The 22959-nt window shown below is 66.7% G+C and carries 20 protein-coding genes; 8 read left to right on the forward strand and 12 right to left on the reverse strand.

What is annotated here, in order from left to right:
- Positions 1-36: 36 nt before the first annotated feature.
- The 5 genes from ACFC0O_RS36170 to ACFC0O_RS36190 all read right to left on the reverse strand — a co-directional run bounded on the left by ACFC0O_RS36170 (position 37) and on the right by ACFC0O_RS36190 (position 6878).
- The gene (locus ACFC0O_RS36170; RefSeq protein WP_375966140.1) at positions 37-1401 is read right to left on the reverse strand and encodes a PepSY-associated TM helix domain-containing protein; all 1365 of its coding nucleotides are present in this window, start codon (positions 1399-1401) and stop codon (positions 37-39) included.
- A gap of 201 nt (positions 1402-1602) precedes the next feature.
- Positions 1603-2178, reverse strand: coding sequence for a hypothetical protein (locus ACFC0O_RS36175; protein ID WP_375966142.1), 576 nt, complete (start codon positions 2176-2178; stop codon positions 1603-1605).
- Between the two features lie 65 nt (positions 2179-2243).
- Positions 2244-3905, reverse strand: a complete 1662-nt coding sequence (locus ACFC0O_RS36180) for an acyl-CoA synthetase (protein WP_375966145.1) — start codon at positions 3903-3905, stop codon at positions 2244-2246.
- A 187-nt stretch (positions 3906-4092) separates the two neighbouring features.
- On the reverse strand, positions 4093-5754 hold the full coding sequence (locus ACFC0O_RS36185) for an acyl-CoA synthetase (protein WP_375966147.1): 1662 nt from the start codon (positions 5752-5754) through the stop codon (positions 4093-4095).
- A 287-nt stretch (positions 5755-6041) separates the two neighbouring features.
- A complete protein-coding gene (locus tag ACFC0O_RS36190) occupies positions 6042-6878 on the reverse strand; it encodes an SDR family NAD(P)-dependent oxidoreductase (RefSeq protein ID WP_375966149.1) in 837 nt (278 codons plus the stop codon).
- Between the two features lie 61 nt (positions 6879-6939).
- Between ACFC0O_RS36190 and ACFC0O_RS36195 the strand changes: the two genes are divergently transcribed.
- Positions 6940-7725 (forward strand): LuxR C-terminal-related transcriptional regulator, encoded by a 786-nt coding sequence (locus ACFC0O_RS36195; RefSeq protein WP_375966151.1) that lies wholly within the window; start codon positions 6940-6942, stop codon positions 7723-7725.
- A gap of 16 nt (positions 7726-7741) precedes the next feature.
- Entirely contained in the window at positions 7742-8197 is a 456-nt protein-coding gene (locus tag ACFC0O_RS36200) for a T6SS immunity protein Tdi1 domain-containing protein (protein WP_375966153.1), read from the forward strand.
- On the opposite strand, the gene ACFC0O_RS36205 is transcribed toward ACFC0O_RS36200, so the two are convergent.
- The 6 genes from ACFC0O_RS36205 to ACFC0O_RS36230 form a co-directional block, all read right to left on the reverse strand.
- Positions 8194-10167: a molybdopterin-dependent oxidoreductase gene (locus tag ACFC0O_RS36205; protein WP_375966156.1), complete on the reverse strand. Its 1974-nt coding sequence runs from the start codon at positions 10165-10167 to the stop codon at positions 8194-8196. The two genes, ACFC0O_RS36200 and ACFC0O_RS36205, sit on opposite strands and share 4 nt — an antisense overlap.
- A 32-nt stretch (positions 10168-10199) precedes the next feature.
- Entirely contained in the window at positions 10200-11630 is a 1431-nt protein-coding gene (locus tag ACFC0O_RS36210) for an AIM24 family protein (RefSeq protein WP_375966158.1), read from the reverse strand.
- Between the two features lie 66 nt (positions 11631-11696).
- On the reverse strand, positions 11697-13292 hold the full coding sequence (locus ACFC0O_RS36215) for a regulator (protein WP_375966160.1): 1596 nt from the start codon (positions 13290-13292) through the stop codon (positions 11697-11699).
- Positions 13293-13304: 12 nt separating this feature from the next.
- The gene (locus ACFC0O_RS36220) at positions 13305-14009 is read right to left on the reverse strand and encodes a cysteine hydrolase family protein (RefSeq protein WP_375966161.1); all 705 of its coding nucleotides are present in this window, start codon (positions 14007-14009) and stop codon (positions 13305-13307) included.
- Positions 14006-15394 carry an allophanate hydrolase gene (locus tag ACFC0O_RS36225; protein ID WP_375966163.1) on the reverse strand — a complete coding sequence of 463 codons (1389 nt, stop codon included), beginning with the start codon at positions 15392-15394 and terminating at the stop codon, positions 14006-14008. Before ACFC0O_RS36225 ends, ACFC0O_RS36220 begins: the two co-directional genes overlap by 4 nt.
- Before the next feature lie 65 nt (positions 15395-15459).
- Positions 15460-15936: a MarR family winged helix-turn-helix transcriptional regulator gene (locus tag ACFC0O_RS36230; protein WP_375966166.1), complete on the reverse strand. Its 477-nt coding sequence runs from the start codon at positions 15934-15936 to the stop codon at positions 15460-15462.
- 82 nt (positions 15937-16018) lie between these two features.
- Between ACFC0O_RS36230 and ACFC0O_RS36235 the strand changes: the two genes are divergently transcribed.
- Positions 16019-17245, forward strand: a complete 1227-nt coding sequence (locus ACFC0O_RS36235) for an FAD-dependent oxidoreductase (RefSeq protein ID WP_375966168.1) — start codon at positions 16019-16021, stop codon at positions 17243-17245.
- An 86-nt stretch (positions 17246-17331) separates the two neighbouring features.
- Complete coding sequence (locus ACFC0O_RS36240) at positions 17332-18339, forward strand: hypothetical protein (protein WP_375966171.1); 1008 nt, start codon at positions 17332-17334, stop codon at positions 18337-18339.
- Here the strand turns inward: ACFC0O_RS36240 and ACFC0O_RS36245 are convergent.
- A complete protein-coding gene (locus ACFC0O_RS36245; protein ID WP_375966174.1) occupies positions 18280-18885 on the reverse strand; it encodes a DNA-binding response regulator in 606 nt (201 codons plus the stop codon). The genes ACFC0O_RS36240 and ACFC0O_RS36245 overlap by 60 nt on opposite strands.
- Before the next feature lie 77 nt (positions 18886-18962).
- Between ACFC0O_RS36245 and ACFC0O_RS36250 the strand changes: the two genes are divergently transcribed.
- The 4 genes from ACFC0O_RS36250 to ACFC0O_RS36265 are packed head-to-tail and all read left to right on the forward strand — an operon-like array spanning position 18963 to position 22946.
- Positions 18963-20825 carry a sensor histidine kinase gene (locus ACFC0O_RS36250; protein ID WP_375966176.1) on the forward strand — a complete coding sequence of 621 codons (1863 nt, stop codon included), beginning with the start codon at positions 18963-18965 and terminating at the stop codon, positions 20823-20825.
- Between the two features lie 16 nt (positions 20826-20841).
- Positions 20842-21132 carry a hypothetical protein gene (locus tag ACFC0O_RS36255; RefSeq protein WP_375966179.1) on the forward strand — a complete coding sequence of 97 codons (291 nt, stop codon included), beginning with the start codon at positions 20842-20844 and terminating at the stop codon, positions 21130-21132.
- Complete coding sequence (locus ACFC0O_RS36260; protein WP_375966181.1) at positions 21129-21668, forward strand: DoxX family protein; 540 nt, start codon at positions 21129-21131, stop codon at positions 21666-21668. Before ACFC0O_RS36255 ends, ACFC0O_RS36260 begins: the two co-directional genes overlap by 4 nt.
- A gap of 39 nt (positions 21669-21707) precedes the next feature.
- On the forward strand, positions 21708-22946 hold the full coding sequence (locus ACFC0O_RS36265; RefSeq protein ID WP_375966183.1) for a TMEM143 family protein: 1239 nt from the start codon (positions 21708-21710) through the stop codon (positions 22944-22946).
- The last annotated feature ends 13 nt before the right edge of the window (positions 22947-22959 follow it).

Consider the following 22959-nt stretch of genomic DNA (forward strand, 5'->3'; position numbering starts at 1 on the left):
GGCCCAATCGCCGTGCCGCTCAGCGGGATTCGGTTGTCAGGCGGTGGCGCGACGGCGGGATGCCAAGCCCACCAGGACGTCCACCAGCAGGAAACCGAGGAGTGGAATGCCGATCATCGGCGCGAACCAGGCCGCCACCGCGGCGACCGCGAGGAACGGCACCAGGACGGTGATCGGCGTCTGCCGCAGCGCACCGCGCCGCGGGGCCCTGCCCAGCGCGACCTTGGCTTCGGACTTGGTCGGCCGGCGTCGCCACCACATCAGGTATCCGCGCACCACCACGGTGAGCAGCCCGATCATGACCGCGAGCAACAGCAGCTGATTGAGCAGCCCGAACATCAGCCCCATATGGAACTGGATGCCCCAGTTGGTCAATTTCGCGGCCAACGGCCAATCCGAGTACTTCAGCGAATCGGTGACGACGCCGGTGCTGCCGTTCACGGCGATGGCGTCGACGGTCAGCACGCCGGGACGGCGCAGCTCCTTGGCCACGAACGCGGTGCCGTCCTTGGCCGGAATGCTGATCTCGATGGGACCGTCCACACCGTTGGCGCGAGCCACCGCGTACACGGTGTCCACCAGCGCCGCCTTGTTCGGATTCGGTGCGGCGGCGGGCGTCGCGCCCCCGCCGTGACCGGCGTGGTCACCACCCGCGGGCATGGCCGGACCCTCGGTGCCGGGCAGCTTGGTGGTCACCGACGGCGTGGTCCAGCTCATTTCCTGGCGCAGTTTGGTGACGTTCTCACCGGCGTACTTGGACCAGGTCATACCGGTCGCCGACAGCAACAGCAGCACCGGCAGAATCCAGATGCCCACGGCCGCATGCCAATTCAGCGTGCGGGCGCGCGGCCGGGACCGATCCGGGCGGAACAGCCAACCGGCCGAGCGCTTTTCGCGCCGCGCCCGCACCCGGCGGAACCACAGCACCAGTCCGGCCAGTGCGATGACCCACAGCCAGGACGCCGCGATCTCGCTGTAGTAGCGGCCGAAGTCGCCCAGGTGCAGATCCCGGTGCAGTTGATCGATCCAGGTGCGCGTGGGCAGCGCCCCGGAACTGCCGTAGACGACGCTGTCGCCGACGGACGTCGCGGTCACCGGATCGATGAACACCGCGCGCCGCTCGGATTCGCCGAGGCTCGGATCGCTGAAGATGACCCGGGTGGTGTCACCGCTGTTCTGCGCCGGTGCGACCGCCACCAGCGCCAGCTTCGGCTCCACCGCGGTGGCCGCGGCGATCTGCGCGGACAGCGGTTTGGCCGGACCGGTCGAATCGGTGTGCAGCAGACCGCGATCGACGAAGGTCTCCAGCGTGGGCGCCACCGCGTACAGCGCACCGGTCACGGCGGCAATGAGAATGAACGGTGCGACGAATACACCGGCATAGAAATGCAGTCGCAGCATCAACGCCTGAAAGGCATTGCCCGCACTGCGTTTAGGTGGGGATTCCGAATTCTGGGCAGGTTGAATAGGCGGTGCCGTCTCTACGGCACCGCTCTCGGTAATAGTCACCGGCGGTCTTTCTGATGTTCGAGGAGAACCCGGGTACGCCGAATACGGCGAAGACACACGAACACTCAGGTCCGTGCCGGGTGAGAGGAGAAATCAGACTCGACCGAGAATGGGCGGACCGCGGGTCCGGAAGGCGTCGGCCGCGAGCACGCGCAGCACGACTCGATCGCGATGCGCGATCGGAAGTTGAGGTGGTCCGGTCAGTACCGGCAGCGAAACGGCAACGGGCAGCGCCCAAGCCAGCACCGTGCTGGCTACGCGATACGCGCCCTCCGCGCCCAGGATCACCACGGCGGCCACGCAGGCCGCCACGATATGTGCGGCCAGCATGGCCGGACTCCACATCGACGCGTGATGATGGTGGTGCGCGCTGCTGCCCGGCGAACCCCACATCATGCTGAAGTGCCCGAGCAGCTGCCCGCCGATGAGCGCGATCACGAGCCCGAGCCAGGTGGTGCGCAGCGCGCCGATTCCGGCCACCAGCGCCCCGACCGCCGCCGAGGCGGCCACCAGCAGCGTCAGCGCCCCGGACTCCAGCGGTGCGGCCCCGGATATCCAGCCGTGCGCGGCGACCGCGAACGCTCCGGAGAGCAGTCCGGCCGATCCACCGCGCAATACAGCGGCATCACCGCTGTTATGCGCCGTCGACCGGCCGGACTCGAAACTCACGCGCTGATAATAGCTGAGAATTCCGGACCCTTTTCGCGGCCCGGGATTCTCGCTTCCATCCGGAATTACTCGGCGGGAACTGCCATTTCGATCAGCGGCTTGCGCAGCAGCTTGCCGGTGGCATTGCGCGGCAGCTCATCGAGGAAGATGACCTCGCGTGGCACCTTGTAGCGCGCCAGATTCTCCTTGACGTAGTCCTTGATCTCCTGGACATCGCGCTTGGAGTCCGGACCCGGCACCACGATGGCGCGCAGCCGCTTACCGAAGTCGCGGTCCTCGACGCCGACCACGGCCGCCTCGAGCACATCGGGACGGTTGGAGAGCAGGTTCTCCACCTCCTGCGGGAAGACGTTCTCGCCACCGGAGACGATCATGTCGTCATCGCGCCCGTCGATGAAAAGCAGTCCGTCGGTATCGAAGTGGCCGACATCGCCGCTGGACATGAGCCCGTCGACGTACTCCTTGGTGCGCCCGTCGGTGTACTGCTTGAACGAGTGCCCGTTCTCGATGAAGATCGTGCCGGTCACGTTCGGCGCGGTGATGCGCTTGCGGTTCTCGTCGTACAGCGCGATGCGAATGCCCACCGGCGCCTTGCCCGCGGTGGTCGGCGCCTTGCGCAGTTCCGCCGGATTGGCCACGGTCATGACGGCGCATTCGGTGGAGCCGTACACGTTGTAGAGCGAATCGCCGAAGTAGTCCAGGGTGCGGGTGACCACGTCCGGCGGGATGGCCGAACCGGCGGCGAACAGCACGCGCAGGGTCTCGCTCGGCTGGTACTTGGCCAGGGTCTCCGCGGGCAGATCGAGGATGCGCTGCAGCATGGTCGGCACCACGGTCAGGCCCTGTGCCCGGTACTTCTGGATATTGGCCAGGGTGGTCTCGGGGTCGAAGCGCCGCTGCTGGAATACGACTCGATTGCCCAGTGCGATGGAGATGGTGAACTGGGACAGTCCGGTGGCGTGGAAGATCGGCGCGGCCATCACCACGGTGCTGTTGCGCGGCAACGGAATTCGATCCAGGAACTGCGCGGTGATGAAGGGGCTGACCTTATCGCGGGGCGCGCCCTTCGGGGTGCCGGTGGTGCCGCTGGTCAGAATGACCATGCCGCCCGGCTTATCCGGCGGGGACAGCGGTGCGGTGGACTGCCCGGCCGCCACCGATTCGATGGTCGGAATCGACGGATCGGCATTGTCCTTCTCGTCGACCCAGGTCAGGATGCGCGGGATCTCGGCCGGAATCGCGCCCATCAGATCGAAGAACTCGCTGTCGTGCAGCACCGCCTTGACCTTCTCGCGCGTCGCCACATCCGCGAACTGCGGTTTGGCGAAACCGGTGTTCATCAGCACCGCGCGCACGCCGAGCTTGCCCGCGGCGACCAAGGCGAGCACCATGCCGCGATGATCGCGCGCCAGCACGCCGATCACATCGCCCGGGCCCAGACCCTGGGCGGCGAGGCCGCGCGCGAACGCCGAGGACTGCTTGTCCAGCTGCTCGAAGGTCATCTCGCCGCGCTCGTCGACAATGGCCGCCGACTTCGGATTGGTGTTGGCGGCGTGTACGACCGCGCCCGCGAACGGCCCGAACTTGAGCACATTGAGCGCCGATCGCACCGCCTGATCCGGGCGCAGCGGATTGAACAGACCCCCGCGCACCATGGCGTTGACACTCAGCGCCGTATCACCGGCCTTGCGAAAAACCGTGCCTGCCGACGGAAGGGCAAGAGACATAGGTACAACCTTCCGCGATCCCCCGCCGGACGAGTCGGCGCTCGGACCGCAACCTCGAGATCCAGTGCACCGCTAACCCTAGCAAGCGCTGGTGGGAAGGGTGTGGCCGAGGTCTCTGGTACCCGAAGTAGCGTATAAACCGCCCTGGTGGTGGCGGGGACGACACCCGCGCGGATCCGAAAGCGGGTCAGGATTTCGCGGGCTCCTCGTACTCCACGAGCACCCGGCGCAGCAGTTTGCCGGTGGCATTGCGCGGCAGATCATCCAGGAAGAACACGTCCCGGGGTACCTTGTAGCGCGCCAGATTGTTCTTGATGTACGCCTTGATCTCCGCCGGATCGGGTGCGGCCGCACCGGGTTCGAGCACGATGAAGGCGCGCAGGCGTTTGCCGAATTCCACATCGTCCACGCCGACCACCGCCGCGTCGAAGACATCGGGGCGTTCCAGCAGCAGATTCTCCACCTCCTGCGGGAAGACGTTCTCACCGCCGGAGACGATCATGTCGTCATCGCGGCCGTCCACGAAAAGCAGTCCGCGATCATCGAAATGGCCGACATCGCCGCTGGACATATAGCCGTCGATGATCTGCTTGTGCCGTCCGTCGGTGTAGCCCTTGAACGGCGCGCCCGAGCGAATGAAGATGCGGCCGGTGACGTTCTTGGCGCGAATGCGCTTCCCGTCCGCATCGAACAGCACCACCTCGCAGGTGGTGGGGGAGCGGCCCGCGGTGCCCGGCGCGATGGCCAGATCCTCCGGTCGCGCCACCGTCGCCACCGCGCATTCGGTGGAGCCGTACAGGTTGTAGAGCACCGGGCCGAACACCTCGGCGGTGCGCACCGAGAGTTCCGGGGACAGCGCCGAACCCGCGATCACGATCGCCTTCAGCGACGAGGTGTCGTACCGATCGCGAATATCCTTGTCCAGCTCCACCATTCGATGCAGCATGGTCGGCACCGCCACCAGCATCTCCGCCTTGTGCTCGGCGATCAGGCGCAAGGTGCGCTCGGCGTCGAAGCGCCGCGCCACCACCACCTTGTTGCCCAATCCGGTGCCGACCAGCCAGGTGGCCAGTCCGGTGCTGTGGAAGATCGGCGAGACGATGACCATGGTGCCCTGGGACGGGAAGTCGATGCGATCGATCACCTGCACGGTGGCCAGCGGCGATGTCTTGTCCCGGGGCGCGCCCTTGGGCAGTCCGGTGGTGCCGCTGGTGAGGATGACGACCCCGCCCGGCTTCTTCGGATTCGGCAGCGGGGCTTTGGCATTGGCGTCGATCAGGGTGTCGAGGGTGATCGCGCCCGCGGGCAGTTCGACGCCCTCGTCGACCCAGCTGAATACCCGCGGCAGGTCGGCGGGCAAGGCGTCGAGCAGTCCCAGGAATTCGCTGTCGTGAATGACGACCTTGACGTTCTCCCGCTCGCAGACCTGTGCGAACTGCGGTTTGGCGAATCCGGTGTTCATCAGCGCGACCCGTGCGCCGAGCTTGCCCGCCGCGACCATGGCCAACAGCAGGCCGCGGTGATCACGGGCGAGCAGGCCGATCACGGTGCCCGGGGTGACGCCGAGGCGTTGCAGGCCGCGCGCCACCGCGTTCGAGCGCTCATCCATCTCGCGGTAGGTGAGTTCACCGCGTTCGTCGGCGAGCCCGATGAGCTCGGGCCAGACCCGCGCGGCATGGCGGACGGCGGTGGCGGGCGGGCCGAACACCTGTGATTCCCGGGCGGTGCGCAGCGTCTCCACCGGATTGCGCGGATCGGTAATGCCCTTGTCCCGCAGCGTTTTCAGGCCCTTTATGATCTCGGCGGTATGTGCCAGTCGCTGTTGCGCCGAATACAGAACCGAGGTCATGTCGACCCACCTCCGAAAGAATGTGCGGCCCACCGCCTCGCATGCGACGGGTTCCGCCACGGTAACAGCGAGCTGTGATGAGCGTTACACAAATTCGGTCACAACGGACATTTGCCGCAGGTGTGCAGAATGACCACGGGTATTCATGCCCCCGACACCCGGCGTACATCGGGGTCGATGAGGCTGCGGTGTCCCACTTTCCAGTTGATGAGGTACCCGATGGAACTGCTCGAAGTCATCGCCAACATTTTCACCACGATCATGTCGCAGGCGAGCGGTAGCGCGGCCTAGTTCGCGAGACCGGTGGTCAGGCCGAGGTGGGCGGTCGCATCCAGGTCCGCGGCGACAGCCGCGAGTTTGCCACGAATCGCGCCCACCGCGTCCGGCCCCAGTGCCAGGCGCAGCGGCGGATTCGGCTGACCGACAACGGCTATCACCGCGGCCGCCGCCTTGGCCGGATCACCCTCCTGCTGCTGATCCGAGGACGGCAGTCCATCCCGGGCCACCCCGGCCGTTTCCGCGTAGTCCGCGATCGCACCGGTGACGCGCAGGGCGTCCGGTTTGGCGAAACCGGTCCGGAACGCACCGGGCTCCACGATCAGCACCTGGATGCCGAGCGGTGCCACCTCGGCCGCCAGCGCCTCGCTGGCCAATTCCAGCGCACCCTTGGCCGCGCTGTAGCCGCCGACACCGGCGAATGACATGAAACCGCCCATGCTGCTCACCTGCACGATCGCGCCGCCGCGACGTTCGCGCAGCTGCGGAAGCACCAACCGGGTCAGGCGCAGCGGACCGTGGAACATCACCTCCATGGCATCGCGCAATTCGTCCTCGGTGGTCTCCTCGATGGCCCCGACAATCCCGTAACCGGCATTGTTCACCAGCACATCGATACGCCCGGCTTGCTCGATCGCTCGTTCGGCGGCGGCCGGGTCGCGCACGTCCAGCGCCACCACCTGCACCCGATCCGGGTGCGCGGCAGCGACTTCCGCCATCGATTCGGGCCGCCGCACGGCGGCGATCACCTCATCGCCCGCGGCCAGTACGGCCGCGGTGAACGCCGCGCCGAAACCGCTGTTGGCTCCGGTGATCAGCCAGCGGCGGGTGTTGTTCTCTGTACTCATGGCGATAACAATGCCGGGCTCTCGCATGGCCCGGTATGGCCCGAAGGTGGAATATGGATGCGTGACAGGCGCACTCCGTAATTCCAGCCGCACGCCCCGGCCGCTACCGCAGGGCGAATCCCTCTCGGCGGAGGATCACCGGCGGCTCATCGGCGTGCTGGAATCCGTCGATCGTGCCGTCGACCTGCCCGAATTCCGGGAACGACTGGTGCTCGCGCTACAGAGCTGGTTCGGTTTCACCGGAGTGGCCGTGCTGCACGGGGATACCCTCGCGGACGCCGTCGAGGAGGGCTGCGGGGTGCAGGGCGGGTACACCCCGGAATTCCTGGCCGAATACGCCGAGCGCTGGTCCGGCAGGGATCCGCTGCGCGATGCGCGGGTGGCCGAGGCGATCGGTGCGCGCGGGGTGTCCGGGCTGGCCGAGATCGTGCCGGACGCGCCGTTCCTGCTCGAGTTCCTGCGGCCCAACGGCATCAATGACAAGGCCGCCATGGTGGTCGACGGCGGTCCGGCCGGGGTGCTGTACATCGGTATGGCCGTGGTGGACGCGCCCCGGGTGCCCGATCGCGATCTGGCGGTGCTGCACGCGCTGCGCAGACATCTCGCGCCGTTGGTGGTGGAACAGTTGAACCGGGACCGGGATCGCCGTGCGGCCCTGTCGAATTGGCAGCTGACGCCGCGCGAATGGGAGGTCGCGGACCTCGCCGCGCACGGGCTGACCAATCGGCAGATCGCCGAACGACTCTTCATCGGCGTCGACACCGTGAAGAAACATCTCACCCGGGTGCTGGCCGCCACCTCCTGCGCCTCGCGCACACAGCTCGCCGTCCGCTTCGCCGCCGCCTGAGATGTAGTGTGCCGGTGTGGAACTGATCAAATGGTTCACGCCCGAACAATTCGGCGATGCGCTGAGCTCATGGGCGTGGATCGGCCTCGACGGCAAGACGCCCCTGTTCACCTCGATCTTCGGTGACGTGTTCTTCGGCGCGGACGACGGCGTGTGGTGGCTGGACACCGTCGAGGGTGAGCTCACCCGCGAATGGGACAGCCTGGACGAACTCGAGGCGGAGCTGAATACCGGTGCGGGACAGGAGAAATACCTGATCGCCGAGCTGGCCCTGGAACTCGAGGGCCGCGGGCTGGTGCCGGGGGAGCACGAGGTCTACGACTTCTCGCACCCGCTGGTGCTGGGCGGTGAGCTGGAGGCCGAGAACGTCGATGTCACCGATATGGTGGTGAGCCTGCACATCCTCGGGCAGATCCACGATCAGGTGCGCAGGATTCCGCCCGGGGCCTCGGTCAATATCCAGTTCTCCTAGGCGATTCCGGCCGCGACCGTGATCCGCACCCGGTTGTCGTGGAAGACCGCGCCGCCGCCGAAATCCGAATCACGTTCGGCGACGGTGGCATTCACGGTCGAACCGCCGGAATGCTTGGCCCAGCGGCCCTTCGGGGTGGCGGCCACACCGGGGCGCACGCGATCGGAGACCTCGGCGATCGCCTCGAACGAACCGCGATCATTGGACACGGTGATGCGATCGCCGTCCGCGATACCGCGGGCGGCGGCATCGTCCGGATGCAGGGTCACCGTCGGATCGCCAGCGCGGCGGCGTAATTCGGGATTGTTCCCGAAGGTGGTGTTCAGGAAGTAGTGCGAGGCCGCCGAGATCAGCACCAGTCCGTCGCCGGGATCGGCGGGCGGGATGTACGCCGGGAGCGGGTCGTGGCCCGCCAGCGCGGCGCGGTCCGAGACGAACCGCACCTTGTCGACGGGGACCGGGCGCGGTGACACCTTCAGGAAGCCTTCCCGGCGCAGGCGGTCCAGGTCATGGCCCTTCAGCAGTTGCGCGGCCAGCTCCTCGTCCGAGTCGTACAGCGCGGGCTCGGTGAGACCCATGCGCTGCGCCAACTGCCGGAAAGTCTCGGTGGTGGAGCGGCATTCACCGGGCGGCGGCACCGCCGGTTCATTCCACACCAGATACAGATTGCCGTACGCGGCCAGCACATCGAGATGTTCGGGCTGCATGGTGGCGGGCAGCACGATATCGGCGTAGTCCACGGTATCGGTCGGAAAGTGTTCCAGCACAACGGTGAACAGATCCTCGCGGGCCAGTCCCCGTCGCACGCCCCGCTGATCGGGATTGGACCCGACCGGGTTCGCGGCGATCACAAAGAGCGCCTTGACCGGCGGCCCCTCGGGTTCCAGCAGTCCTTCGCCGAGCCGGGTCATGGACAGCGTGCGTACCGGATGCGGCAGCAGATCGAAGCGCACCAGACCGGCGGTGTTCAGATCGAAGTGCCCGCTCGTCGAATAGTGCAGTCCGCCACCGGGAATCGCCCAGTCGCCGGTGACGCCAGGCAGGCAGGCCAGCGCCCGCAGCGCCATACCGCCGCCCGCGTGCCGCTGCATGCCCTGTGAGGCGCGAATGGCGGTGGGGCGGGTGCGGGCGATGCGCTCACCCAGCGCCACGATCCGCTCGACCGGCAGGCCGGTGATCTCCGCGACTCGCTCCGGCGTGAATTCGGCTATGCGCGTGCGGAATTCATCCCAGCCCACGGTGTGCTCGGCGATGAACGCGTCATCCTGTGCGCCCATCGACACGATCACGTGCATGAGTCCCAGCGCCAGCGCCGCATCGGTGCCGGGCAGCGGTGCGAGATGCTCATCGCAGCGTTCGGCCGTGCGCGAGCGCACCGGATCGATGGCGACGGTGTACGCCCCGCTGTCCTGGATGAACTTCCACCCGTGATGCCCCGAGCTCAGCGGATTGGTGCCCCACAGCAGAATCAACTTCGAATGGACGAAATCCTCCGGATCCATTCCGCCCGAAATTCCCAGCGTGTACTTCACCCCCAGCGTCCCCGCCACCGAGCAGATCGTCGGATCATGCAGCGACGCACCCAGCACATTGAAGAACCGCCGCCCCGAAAACCCTTCCAGCCCTTGGATATACCCGAGGCTCCCGGTCCCGTGGAACGGCCAGATCGCCTCCCCGCCGTGCTCGGCGACAACGCCCTGCAGCCGCGTGGCGATCTCATCGAGCGCCTCGTCCCAGGTGATCCGCTCGAACCGCCCCTCACCCTTGCGCCCGATCCGCCGCATGGGAAAGGTGATCCGCTCATCGGACTTCAACTGCTCCAGATACCGGTTCACCTTCACACACAGCGCACCCCTGGTGACCGGATGCGCCTTGTTCCCCCGCAACCCGACCGCGACGCCATCCTCGACATCCACCACCCAGGAGCAGCCGTCCGGGCAATCCAGCGGGCAAGCACCGAGCACCTTCATCCCATGATTCTAGGCGGGATGCTCCCGGGTGATCAGCCGAGGATGCCGCCCAGCAGGCCGCCGCTCTGGCCGGCCTCCTGGCCGCCGCCGGTACCGCCGATGAGGCCGCCCGGGGGGAGTTCGGAGGGTTGCACGATGACGAAGCCGCGGCCGGAGAAGGACAGGGTCATGCCCTCGCCGGTGCTGCGGCCGATGAGGCGGCTGAAGCCCATGGAGTCATTGCGTTTGATGCCGGTTTGCAGGCTGGAGGACCAGGCTACGGCGGCTTGGGGGTCGGCGTAGGTGGGCTGGTCGACATTGAGGACCACGGGGGAGCCGTGCGTGGTGATGGCGATGCGGCCGCGGCCGGTGAAGACGCAGTTGAACAGACCCGCGTTGCTGGCGAAACCCGCTGCGCCCTGGACCATTTTGATGTTGTAGGTCAGCGTCGGATCGAAGGCGAGCACATTCGCGCCATTGATGGTGAGGCCGTCGGTGCCGTCCAGATCGACGGTGTGCACATCGGCCGCGCCATTGGCCAGGAACAGATCACCGCGACCGGTGACCTTCATGAGCGGGACGCCCTCACCGGTCAGCCGCTGCTGGATCGCGCGGCCGATACCGCCGGAGCCGAGCGCCTTGAATTGCAGATCGCCCTGGTAGGCCACCATCGAACCGGCCCGCGCCATCACCTCCCCATTGACGGCGACCTTGATCATCTTCCCGCCCTGCTTCTGAATGCCGATGCCATTGACCTCGGCATGACGGGGATCGAACAGTTCGCTCTGCATGGGCTGGGCTCCTTGCGAAAAGGCGGGTGCGGCCGGCGCGGAGTAAGCCGGCGACGGTGAATGAGGTTGCGGGGCAGCGGGTGCGGGCGGCGGATACGAGCCCGGCGGGGGAGGGGGCGCGCTCGGGGCAGGCGCGCTGGGGTATTGGCCGGGCGGGGTGGCGACAGCCTGTGCGCTCGGTGCCGCGGGCGCGGGCTCATCGTCGATATTCACGCCGAACGCTTCGGCTATACCGGCCAACCCGTTGTCGTAGCCCTGTCCGACGGCGCGCACCTTCCATGCCCCGCCGCGCCGGTAGATCTCCACGCACACCACGGCGGTCTCGGTGCTGAGTCCGGACATGGGGAAGGTCAAGGACCCTGAATCGGAGCCGATGGTCGCGGTGAGGGTGCCCACCCCGGCGAAGGTGGCGGGCCCGCTGCCGTCCAGGCTGGCGGTGACCACCACCTTGTCCACATTCGCGGGCACCGCGCCGGTCTGCACATCGACCATGTCACCGCGCCCGGCCCCGTGCCGATAGGTGACCCCGGGGCCCGCGGGCTGGTTGAAGAAGACGAAATCGGCGTCGGACCGCACTTTTCCGTCCGTGCCCAGCAGCAGCGCCGAGACATCGAGTGCGGCCGAACCGGCGACGGTGACCGTCAATCGTTCTCCGGGTGCGGGGCGGTTCTCTCCTCGGGCAAGCGTGCTCACGACAGCCCACCCCCAACTGGCATCAGCTTCACAGCACCGAGTGTGCCCCGCACCCGCCCCTTCGCGCTACGTGGATTCCGCCTCGGCCGTGTCGAGCGTGTCGGGTGCGGGCTCCGGGCTCGGCTTGGGCAGGAACGCGCAGGCCAGGCAGACCACCCCGAAGAACAGGTATCCCAATGCCACCTTCGGCGCGGCCGCCCAGCCGACCTCACTGGCGTGGATGAGCCCGATGAAGGCCAGCCCCGCGCCCACCACCGACGCGACAGCCGCTGCGCGGAAACGCTTTTCGAGGATGAACGTCACCATGGTGCCGAGCACCAGACCGGCGAGCACCGCACCGGAGCCGAGCGTCTTCAATCCGTCGTAGACCACGCCCGCCTGTCCCAGCGCGGACGCGCCGACCTTGTCCGCGGTGGTTCCGGCCGCGCTGAGCGCATTGTCGATCTGCCCCACACCCCATTCCGCGAGATTGGGCAGCAGCGCCGCGACCACGGCCACCGCGTGCAGGCGCGGCACCGCCTGGAAGGCCTGCGCACCGATCAGTAGGCCGATGTACAGCAGGATCGGCACGATCGCGGGAATCGGCAGAATCGTGGCCAGCACCCCGAAAAGGCCGAGGAAGCACATCAATCCGATGATCGCACCGCTGGCGAGCGAGTATCCGGTGCGGCCGCCCGCGTCCTTCCAGCCGGGATGCCCGATGTACACGGCGGGCGGGAACGGCGATCCGAACCCGGAGCCGATGATCGCGCCGAAACCGTCGGCCAGCAGCACACTGCGCAGGTTGTAGTTGTCGCCCGCCGCCGCGGCGCTCTCCACATTGCTCATGGCTTCGGTGAAGTTGTAGACGCCCAACGGAATTGCCGTCGCGAGCAGCGGTGCGAGATTGCCCAGTCCGTCGAAGAGCAGATGCAATCGCAGATCCGGCAGTCCCAGCGCGATATCGTGCGCGGCGGCCGACACATCGGGCACCGACATATAGCCGCCGATCCAGCCGATGGCCGTGCCGACGAGCAGCGCCACCAGGCCGATCGGCACATTGCCCGGCAGCTTCACATCGGTGAAGAAGCCGATCAGGATGATCGCCAGCACCGGCAGTCCGATCCAGGCCGCCTCCCACATCTGCGCGGCGGGCCGCATGGCGATGAAGGTGATCGAAATGCCCGCGAGGGTGCCCAGCATGGCCGCGCGCGGGGTGATCTTGCGAATGAACGGTCCGACGAACGCCCCGATCATGACGATGACGCCGATCATGAACGCCCAGGCCAGACCGGCCGACCAGGCTTTCATCGGGTCATTGGTCTTCAGATAGATGGGCAGCATGACCACGAAGACCACGATGAACATATGCGGCACGCTCGGCCCGTACGGCAGCGCCGTCACGGTATCGCGGTCCTCGCGGCGGGCGAGCCTTCGCGCCAGCAGCATGTAGTACAGATTGCCCAGTACCAGCGCCACACCCAGCGCGGGCAGCACCGTGCCGAGCACATCGCCGCTCGGAATCTTCACCACCGCAATGGAAAGCGTGGTCAGGGTCAGGACGTTGACGAGAATATTGAAGGACAACCCGAAGAAGGCATTGGTATCGCCGCGCGTCCACCAGGGCAGTGAAAGTGGTGCGGCGGAACCGGTTTCGTCAGGAAGCTTGGTATCGACGGACATGGTGGTTCCTGTTCACTGAGCTGTGGCGTGCGATGAAGCGGTGGTGGCGTCGAGAGCGCCGATGACGGCGGCCGAATCGGCCACCCAGCCGAAGATGCCGCCCTGCGCGGCGATCATCTCCAGCCCGACTCGCTGGAATTCCGGGAAATACGAACCGACGCAATCGGATACGACGAGGCATTCGAAACCGCGATCATTGGCCTCGCGCACGGTGGTGTGCACGCACACCTCGGTGGTGACGCCGGTGACCAGCAACGAGGTGATGCCCTTGGCCGCCAATACATCCGAGAGTTCGGTGGCGTAGAACGCGCCCTTACCGGGCTTGTCGATCACCACCTCGCCCGCGAGCGGTGCGAGTTCGTCGACGATGTCGTGGCCGTATTCGCCGCGCACCAGAATGCGGCCGAACGCGCCCGGATCACCGATGCGCTGCGAGGGATTGCCCCGCGACAACTTCGCGGGCGGACAGTCGGACAGGTCGGGAAGATGTCCCTCCCGGGTGTGGATAACGGGGATTCCGGCCGCACGCGCGGCGGCGATCAACGCGGCGAGCGGTTCGATGACGGTGCGCAGCAGGGCCACGTCATTGCCCAGGCTCTCACCGAACCCGCCGGGTAGCAGGAAGTCGCGCTGCATATCGATGACGAGCAGCGCCACCGCGCTCGGCTCGAAGGAGTATTCGGTCGGCTGCGCCGAAATGTGTTGAACTGCCGTCATCTTCGTTCTCTCTCTGCGAGCCGGACTTCCGAATGCGCCACCAGCGGGCGCGGCTCGTCGAGGATGCGGGCGGCCGCCGCGAGCACCGTGTCATCGGCCAGCGCCGGTCCGAAGACCATGGCCGAGAGCGGGCGGCCGTCCGCGGTCATGCCCACGGGCACGGCGATCGCGGTGAGGTCCAGCAGGTTTCCGAAATGGGTGTAGTGACCCAGGACGGTATTGGTGGCGATCGGATCGGCCAGTACCTGCGGCACCGTGAAAGTGGTGCCGATGGTGGGCACCACCATGACATCGAAATCGGCCCACATGCGGGACACCGCGGCTTTGAGTTCCTGCAGGCGCTGCTGGGCGCGGAAGACGTCCACGGCATTGAATCGGAAACCGCCGGTGAGGATTTCGCGGATCACCGGCAGGATGGAATCGGGGTGTTCGGCGAGGAAGGTCTCGAATTCCACCAGCCGTTCGGCCACCCATGGCCCCTGGTACAGCAGTTCGCCCGCGTCCAGGAACGGACGCAGTGTGGTTGCCGTGCAATCGAATCCGAGGCGGGCGAGGCGATCACGCATCCCCAGATGCGCATGCCGGAACACCTCGTCGCCGAAGAATTCGAGTTCGTCCTCGGCGGGCAGTCCGACCCGAATTCGCCTGCCGTCGAAGCGTTCCCCGCGCTCGCGGCTCCACGGATCGGCCGGATCGACACCCGCGATCACTTCGAAGACGCGGTCCAGATCCTCGATCTGGGTGGCCATCAGGGTCAGACAGTCCAGCGATTTGCAGGCCGGAACCAGGCCGACCGTGCTGATCAGCCCGCGTGAGGGCTTCCAACCCACAATGCCGTTGAGCGCGGCCGGAACTCGGCCCGATCCGGCGGTATCGGTGGCGACGCAGAACGGCACCTCGCCCAGCGCCACCGCCCGCGCCGAACCCGAGCTGGAGCCGCCCGAGATGAGATCCCCGCCGAAGACGCTGCGGGGAATCGGATACGGCGTCCGGGTGCCGTTCAGGCCGGTCGCGAACTGATCCAGATTCGTCTTGCCGACGAAGAGGGCCCCGGCGTCCAGTAGCCGTTGCACGGCGGGCGCGGTTTCCGTTGCGGTGTAGGCGAAATCGGGGCAGGCGAGTGTGGTGGGCCAGCCCGCCACATCGATACTGTCCTTGACCCCGAACGGCACCCCGTACAGCGGCAGCGTCCGCGCGCCCGGCCGCTGTTCGATCTCCGCGGCGGCGGCGAGCAGCTGTTCCCGCGGTACCGGGGTGATCCAGGTGCCGTCATCCCCGCGCGCTGCGATGGCGTCGGCCACCCGCGCGGCGGTGTGTATCGGTGACCCGCTACCACTTTCGTGCGATGCCAGAATCTCCGCGACGGTGGGTCCAGGGTGCGACATGCGTCGATTGTCGGCACCGTGTGTGAAGCGGAGGGCCTCGCAATGTATCGGCTGTGTTAGCGCCCTCAGCGAATGGTTCTGGGCAGCTCCGCGATTCGGGTGCGATGGCGAATTTGCAGGTCCCGGCTGCGCCGCAGGAATTCCAGCACGGTGGTGAGCTGTTCGGCCGAGTACTCGGACAGCTCGGCCGCGCCCTCGGTGGCGATGGGGCCGTAGATCTCCCACGCCTTCGCCTGGGCCGCCGGGGTGCTGCGAATGAGCACCTTGCGGCGGTCGCCGTCCTCGCGGTGGCGTTCCACGTATCCGGCCTTGGTGAGCCGGTCGACCACGGTGGTGACGCTGCCGCTGGTGAGCCCGAGTTCGGTGGCGAGCTGTCCGGGCGTGGCCTCGCCGCGCATGAGGACTTCGAGGCAGCGCAGATCGGTTCGATTGACGCCGAGGACGGCCGCGGCGGCCTCATCGACGCCGTCGACCGCGGCCTGTAGCGCCTGAGACTCCTGTCCGACCTGCTCACGCAGGGTTTCCATATTTTCTCTTGACATTCAAGAACCTCGATCGTCAAACTAATGATGTCTTGATTATCAAGATACAGCACAGTCAAGAAAGCTTATGAGGAGACATACCGTGAAGAAAGCACTGATCATCGGAGGTGGTATCGCGGGACCGGTCACGGCCATGGCATTGCAGCGGGCCGGAATCGAAGCCGTCGTCTGCGAGGCCTACGAGGACGCGGCGGCTGAACAGCTGGGGGCGTACCTGACGGTCGCGGTGAACGGGCTGGCGGCGCTGTCCCTGATCGACGCGCACGAGGTGGTGAAGGCGACCGGACATCCCACCGGGACACTGTCGTTCTCCACCGCGCGCGGTAAGCACATCGCCGATATGCCGATCGGGGGCACGCTGCCCGACGGCACCGTCACGCACAGCGTGAAGCGGCGTGATCTGTACCGGGCGCTCAATGCCGAGGCCGAGCGGCGGGGGATTCGCTACGAGTTCGGCAGGCGCCTGGTCGATGCCGTCGAAATCCCCGGGGGCGGGGTGCGTGCGGCCTTCGCCGACGGCAGCACACTGGACGCCGATCTGCTCATCGGGGCGGACGGAATCCGTTCCCGCACTCGGGAAATCATCGATCCGACCGCGCCGCAGGCCAACTATCTCGGCATCTACGGACTCGGCGGCTTCGTGAACGATCCGGAGTTGCACGCCGAACTTGCGCTGGAGCCGGGCATCTACAACATGATCTTCGGTAAAGAGGTCTTCTTCGGCTATCTGGTCGCGCCCACCGGGGAGATCTGGTGGTTCGCCAATGTGCCGCGCACACGGGAGCTTTCGAAATCCGAGCTGTCCGGAGCCGATATCGCGCACTGGCGTGACGAGCTGACGCGGCTGCTCGTCGCGGACCGCACCCCCGCCGCCCGCATCGTCGCCGCCACCCCGGACGAGACCTTCGTCCCCGCCTTCAACCAGTACGACATGCCCTCGGTAGCCAAGTGGCACAACGATTCCATGGTCATCATCGGCGACGCCGCGCACGCCGTCGCCTCCTCCTCCGGCCAGGGCGTCTCCATGGCCGTCGAAGACGCCATCGTCCTGGCCACCTGCCTGCGCGATATCCCCGAAACCGCCGCCGCCCTCACCGAATTCGAGCACCGCCGTCGCGAACGCGTCGAACGCGTCGTCGCGCACGGCGCGGAAACCAGCGGCGACAAGGCCACCAACGGCATCTCCCGCCTGCTCGTCCGCATGCTCACCCCGTTCTTCCTGCGCCGCGCCGCCAAGGGCGGAATCGGCCACCTGAATTGGATGTTCGACTACCGCGTCGACTGGGCTGCTCCGGCCCACTCGAAGTAGGGGCTACGCGAACGTGTGGGAGGTTCGTATGGTGAAGCGATCGCGCACGAACGCGACGCCTCCACCACACGGAGAGTCGATCGATCATGTCTCTCGAATCCTCTTCGGCCGCAGCCCGATACCGGTTTCACGGCCGCACCGCAATCGGAGTCCGGTTGCTGCCGATCATCCGACTGCTCATCACCGCGCCCTGGGGGGTGGCGACCGTGGCGATGCTCTGGGGTCTGGCGGAATGGGCCGGGCTCTGGGTCGTGATCGCCGTCGTGGTGATTCGATTCCTCGCATGGTTCTATGTGCTGCTCAATATCTGGGCCGTGCCGGATGAACTGACACAGCGCCGGCGCGCCTATGAATTTCCCACCATCAGCTCGTATGACGAGGCGCGCCTCATGCCCTTGGCGATGCTGGGCGTAGCCGCCGAAGATGTGATGCGGGCCGCCGGGTACCCCAAATCCTGGCTGCGTCTCGCGTTGCGCACGCGCAGCGGCGATCCGGCGGGACGGGCGTATCCTCGTCGACTTGTCTCGGTGACGATTTCAGCTGTCGACGAGTTGCCGCCACAGGGACTGCGGGCGGTGGTCGCCCACGAATTCGGTCATCAACTGATCGGCGGCTGGGTCACGAGGTGTCTCGAAAACCTCTGTGCCACACCGCTATCCACGGTATTCGGTTCCCCGACCAGGCTATTCATCGACGTACTGCCGGACCGGAGAGAGCGGATCAGTCGCTGGGAGCTCTGCGCTGTGAGTCTGGCCGCGATGTCGTTCGTAGTCGTCACCGCCGCGCTGTACCCGGTTCTCGGTCCGCATTTCGCTCCGGTGCTGGCCGCGATCTGCCTACTCCAGCCCTTCGCGAAAACATGGCTCGGTTGGCGCGAGGAATACCTGGCTGACCGGGTGTGCACCGATCTCGGATTCGGTGCGGGTTTTTGCGATCATCTGGAATCCCTCGAACGCGCGGCGCGCGGCGCATTCAGCACCACCCACCCCGCCTCCTTCAATCGCCAACTTCGGATCTGCATCCGCATGAACGAGTTACAGCCAGCCCGACGCGGTGGCGATGCGGACGGCGTCGACTTTGTTGCGGGCCTGTAGTTTCGTGACCGCGGAGGCCAGGTAGTTGCGGACGGTGCCGTAGGTGAGGTTGAGGTGGGCGGCTATTTCGCGGGGGTCCGCGCCTGCGGAAAAGCTGCGCAGGACATCGGTTTCGCGGTCGGTGAGGGGGGAGTCGGGGGTGCGCAGGGCGGTGAAGGCGAGGTCGGGGTCGAGGGTGTGGCCGCCCGCCGCTACCGTGCGGACCGCCGCGAGCAGTTCTCGACGGGGAGTGTCCTTGAGGACGAAGCCGCGTACGCCGATTTCCATGGCGCGCTTGAGGTGTCGCGGGTTGGACAGGGCGGTGAGGATCAGGACCGGGCAGGCGGGGTAGCGGATGGCGAGATCGGCGGCGGCGGTGAGGCCGTCGACGCCGGGGAGGTCGATATCGACGATGCAGAGGTCGGCCTGTTCGGCTATCGCGGTGTCCACGATCGCCTCACCGCGATCGAGGGCGGCGACGACGCGGATATCGTCTTCCAATTCCAGTGCGGCGACCAGGGTGTCGCGCAATAGCCGCATATCCTCGGCAACCAGCACTCTCAGCACGAAAACCCGCTCCTAACCGCAGGTTCGGGGCGGTATCGCGGTTGCCCGAACGGCTGCTCTGATATGCAATCATCGGCGTGGCGCTACTACCGCGATCGACCGGGTACCTGTTTCTGGCCGTCTTCACCCTGTCCGTGCTCGTCGGTGGCGCGGACCTCGCGATGGTGCTCTGCTGCGCGGTGCAGGCCGGACTGCTGGTGCTCGCGCAGCGCCGCCCGGGCAGTCGCGCGTGGGTGCTGCCGATTCAACTCGCGCTGACCTGCCTGCCGCTGTTCGTGACCGGAAGCATCGGGGTGAACCAGGGGTTCCTGCTCACCGCCACCGTGCTGTGGTGCCTGCCGAAGCGGTTGCGCTGGCGGGCGTTCGGGCTGGTCGCGGTGAGTGCCGGTATCGCGCACCAGGATTGGCGGGAAAGCTGGACCACATATCTGTACGGCGTGCTCACCACCGCCGCCGTAGGCATTGTCCTGTACAGCCTGCTGCGGCTGCCGGAACTGGTCGATCGGCTCGCCACCACGCGCGGTGAACTGGAGCGAATCACGCTCGCGCGCGAGCGATTACAGGTCGCGCGCCGATTGCGGGCCGCGCTCGGCGATCAGCTCGATATCGTCATCGACTGGCTGGGCGAGGCGCGGCGCGATCTGGACGCCGATCCGGCGGCGGCGCGGCAGGCCGCCACCCGGGTCGCCCGGGTGACCCGCGGTATGACCCAGACCGTGCGGGACACCGCCGAGGAGCACCATCGCTTCTACACCCCGCCGCTGGATATCGATCCGGCCGCCAGGTTCGTGCCCCGGCTGACCCTGGCCGCGCTGGTGCTGAGTCTGACCGCCTGGACCGTCGATCAGACCCTGGAGGCCACGCACTACCGCCTCGCCATCGCGGTGGGCGGTGCGGCCATGTCGAGTCTGCTACTGGCGCAACTGCGCTGGCCCCGGCACGCCATCGCGCTGCTGTGCCTGCACGCCGCCATCACCCTGCTGCCGCTGCCCTGGCTGGGCGCGTCCTGGTGCGTATGGCTGATTCTGCTCGCGACCGCGGTGCTGCTCAGCGTGCCCGGGATACGGGCGCTGGTCATCGCCGCCGGGCTCATCGCGCTGCGGGCCGCCTACACCGAACCGGCCGCCGAGTTCACCAGCCGGGTGGGCTGGGTGTTCCTCGCCATGGAGGCGACGCTGGTGCTGTTCGGGCTGTCCCGATTCCTGCAACTGTCCGATCAGTTGAATCGGTCGCGGGCCGAGCTCATGCGAATCACAGTGCACGTGGAGCGATTACGGGTCGCGCGCGATATGCATGATCTGCTCGGGCTCACGCTGTCGGTGCTCGCGCTCAAGAGCGATCTCATCACCGAGCTGGTCACCCGGAACCCCGCGCGCGCCGCGATCGAGATCGAGGAGTCGCTGCGCATCGCGGCCGATGCGCGTACCGAGGCGCGGGCCATGGTGGAGGATCTGCCCGAGATGTCACTGGCTCGTGAACTGCGTTCCGCCAGAAGGGCACTCGCAGACAATGATGTGACGGTGCATATCGACTCCGATGCCGGGCTGCCGGAGCGGACGGGTGCGTTGCTGGTGCCGGTGGTGCGCGAAGCGGTCACCAATATTCTCCGGCACAGTGCGGCGACGCGCGCCGAGATCGCCTGCCATCGGCGAGATGAGCTGCTGCACTTGTGCATTCGCAATGACGGTGTCGCCGCCGAGGTATCCGCCGATGGACAGGGTCTGCGGAATATGCGCGCTCGCGTCGTGGATGCGGGCGGTTGTTTCACCAGTTGTGTGCGGGACGGAGAATTCGTGCTCACCGCCGAGGTCCCCATCAGCGAATATGCAGATTGCATAGCCGAGAAGCCCGCGGTTGCACCCGTAACCGGTGCGGCGCCGCACTACTCGCCGGACCCGGCCGATGTGACGCTTTCGGTGTCGGAAAGACCACCCGAATAGAGCAAGGAGCGACATCATGCCGGTCGTCAGGATTCACCACTACCGCGTCGAGGCCGCCGACTTCGACGCCATGCTGGCCCAGCGCAGCATCCTCATCGACGGTATTCGCCGGAATAACCCGGGGCTCACCGAAACCCGCCTCACCCGCCTCGAGGACGGCAGTTACGCCGATACCTGGCGCTGGGACTCCGCCGAGCAGATGCTGACGGCGATCGGTGCGTCCCAAGGGTTCCCGCTGGTCGGGGCGACCATGGCGCTGACCGTCGATGCCACCGTCGAGACCGGCGAAATCGTGGACGAGCGATGAGCACGCACACGCATTCGAGCGCACCGGTCGAGAACGCCGTACCCCCGGTCTACGGCACTCCCGCGAGTCGCGTTGGCGCGCTGATCAATACGTATGCGGGGACGACGCCGGTCGAGCGCGCCAAGTTCGCCGCGTTCGTCGTCACCAGCGGTATCGTTCTCACCGAATCGGTCGTCGGCTCCTACTGGGATCTGGCCCGAATCCCCTATGTGCGGGACACTTTCGACGATCTGCACTATCCGATGTACTTCGCGACGATCCTGGGCACCGCCAAACTGCTCGCGGTGGGTGCGGTGGTGGCCCCCGGTCTCCCGCGCCTGAAGGAATGGGCCTACGCCGGACTGGTTTTCGTGTACGCCGGTGCGGCCGCCTCCCATCTGGCCGTCGGTGATCCGGCTCCGCGCTGGATCAGCCCGCTGGTTTTCACCGCCTTCACGCTGACCTCGTGGGCGCTGCGCGCTCCCGCCCAGCGCGACCCCAAGCCGCTGCCGGGTGCCCTGCGCACCCTGCTTCGGCGACCCGTATCCGCCACCTAAGGTGAACTCCGACGGGCCCGCCCGTCGGAAGGAGCATCGATGGAGGCCGAACATTTCCTGCCGTTCCGCAAGAGCGCGGTGATCGCGCTCTGCGCGGAGGAGGTACCCGCTAAGGAACGGGAATCCTTCCTGGAGTTCGCCCGCCTACTCGCCGCGCTGGTGCACCACCGCTATCACCTGCGCGGCGATGCGCTCCTTGATGCGTATCAGGTGCTGGATCCGGCGGCGGACGAGCGCGCGGTGCATCCCGCGACCACCGCGGATTACATTGTGGCCCAGCAGATCCTGGAGCGTGAACTGGTCGAACTCGCCGAGGCGGCCGACTTCACCCGTATCGACACCGCGGAGATCCGCCGGGCCTTCGCCGAGCATTCCCTGGTGAAGGTGCGGCTGGCGGTCGACGATCAGGATCTCGACGCCGCGCTGTTCTTCCGTCGCGGTGTCGCCGAGCGCACCGAACAGGTGAAGTGGCTGTTCGGATTACGCCGTCGCGCCATCGAATTCACGTGCTATTCCAAGGTTCTCGTCTACATACCGCGCCTGGGTGGCGAGGTGGTGCTGAAACTGTTCCGCGATGTCCCGCGCAACGATCTCGAAATGCTCTACCCCGATGTCCGGGTCGGCATGCGCCCCCTGGACAAACTCCTGATCGGCGTCCCCGCGATGATCTCCGGAATCATCGTCATAGCAACCAAACTGATCGCCGCCCTCGCCCCTGTCCTACTGCTGCTTGCCTTTTGGGCCGGTCTGCGCCAGGAGTCCGTGCGCCTCGATCAAACCGCCCTCATCAGCCTGGCCGCCGGTACGGGCGCTTTCGGCGGCTACCTCTTTCGCCAATTCTCCAAGTTCAAGAACCGCAAGATCAAACTCCTCAAAACCCTCTCCGAACACCTCTACTTCCGCAACCTCGACAACGGCGCGGGCGTCTTCCACCACCTCCTGGACGCCGCCGAAGACGCCGACCTCAAACAAATCCTCCTCACCTACCACTTCCTCAACACCACCCCCCACCCCCTGACCCCCGCCGACCTCGACACCCAAATCGAATCCTGGTTCCACTCCCGCTGGAACACCACCTTCGACTTCGAAGCCCAAGCAGGCATCCAAGCCCTCCAATCCCTGAACCTCCTCACCGAACCCCACCCCGGCACCTACACCGCCCTCCCCCTCCCCACAGCCATCACCCACCTGGACACCCACTGGGACAACATCTTCCGCCCACCCCCCACTGGAAAACGAAAAACCGGTGCGGCCCCAAACCAGGACCACACCGGCTAACGCAGCGCCAGAA

Origin of the sequence: Nocardia sp. NPDC056100, from assembly GCF_042266325.1 — a bacterium.
In the GTDB taxonomy this organism is placed as follows: Bacteria; Actinomycetota; Actinomycetes; order Mycobacteriales; family Mycobacteriaceae; genus Nocardia.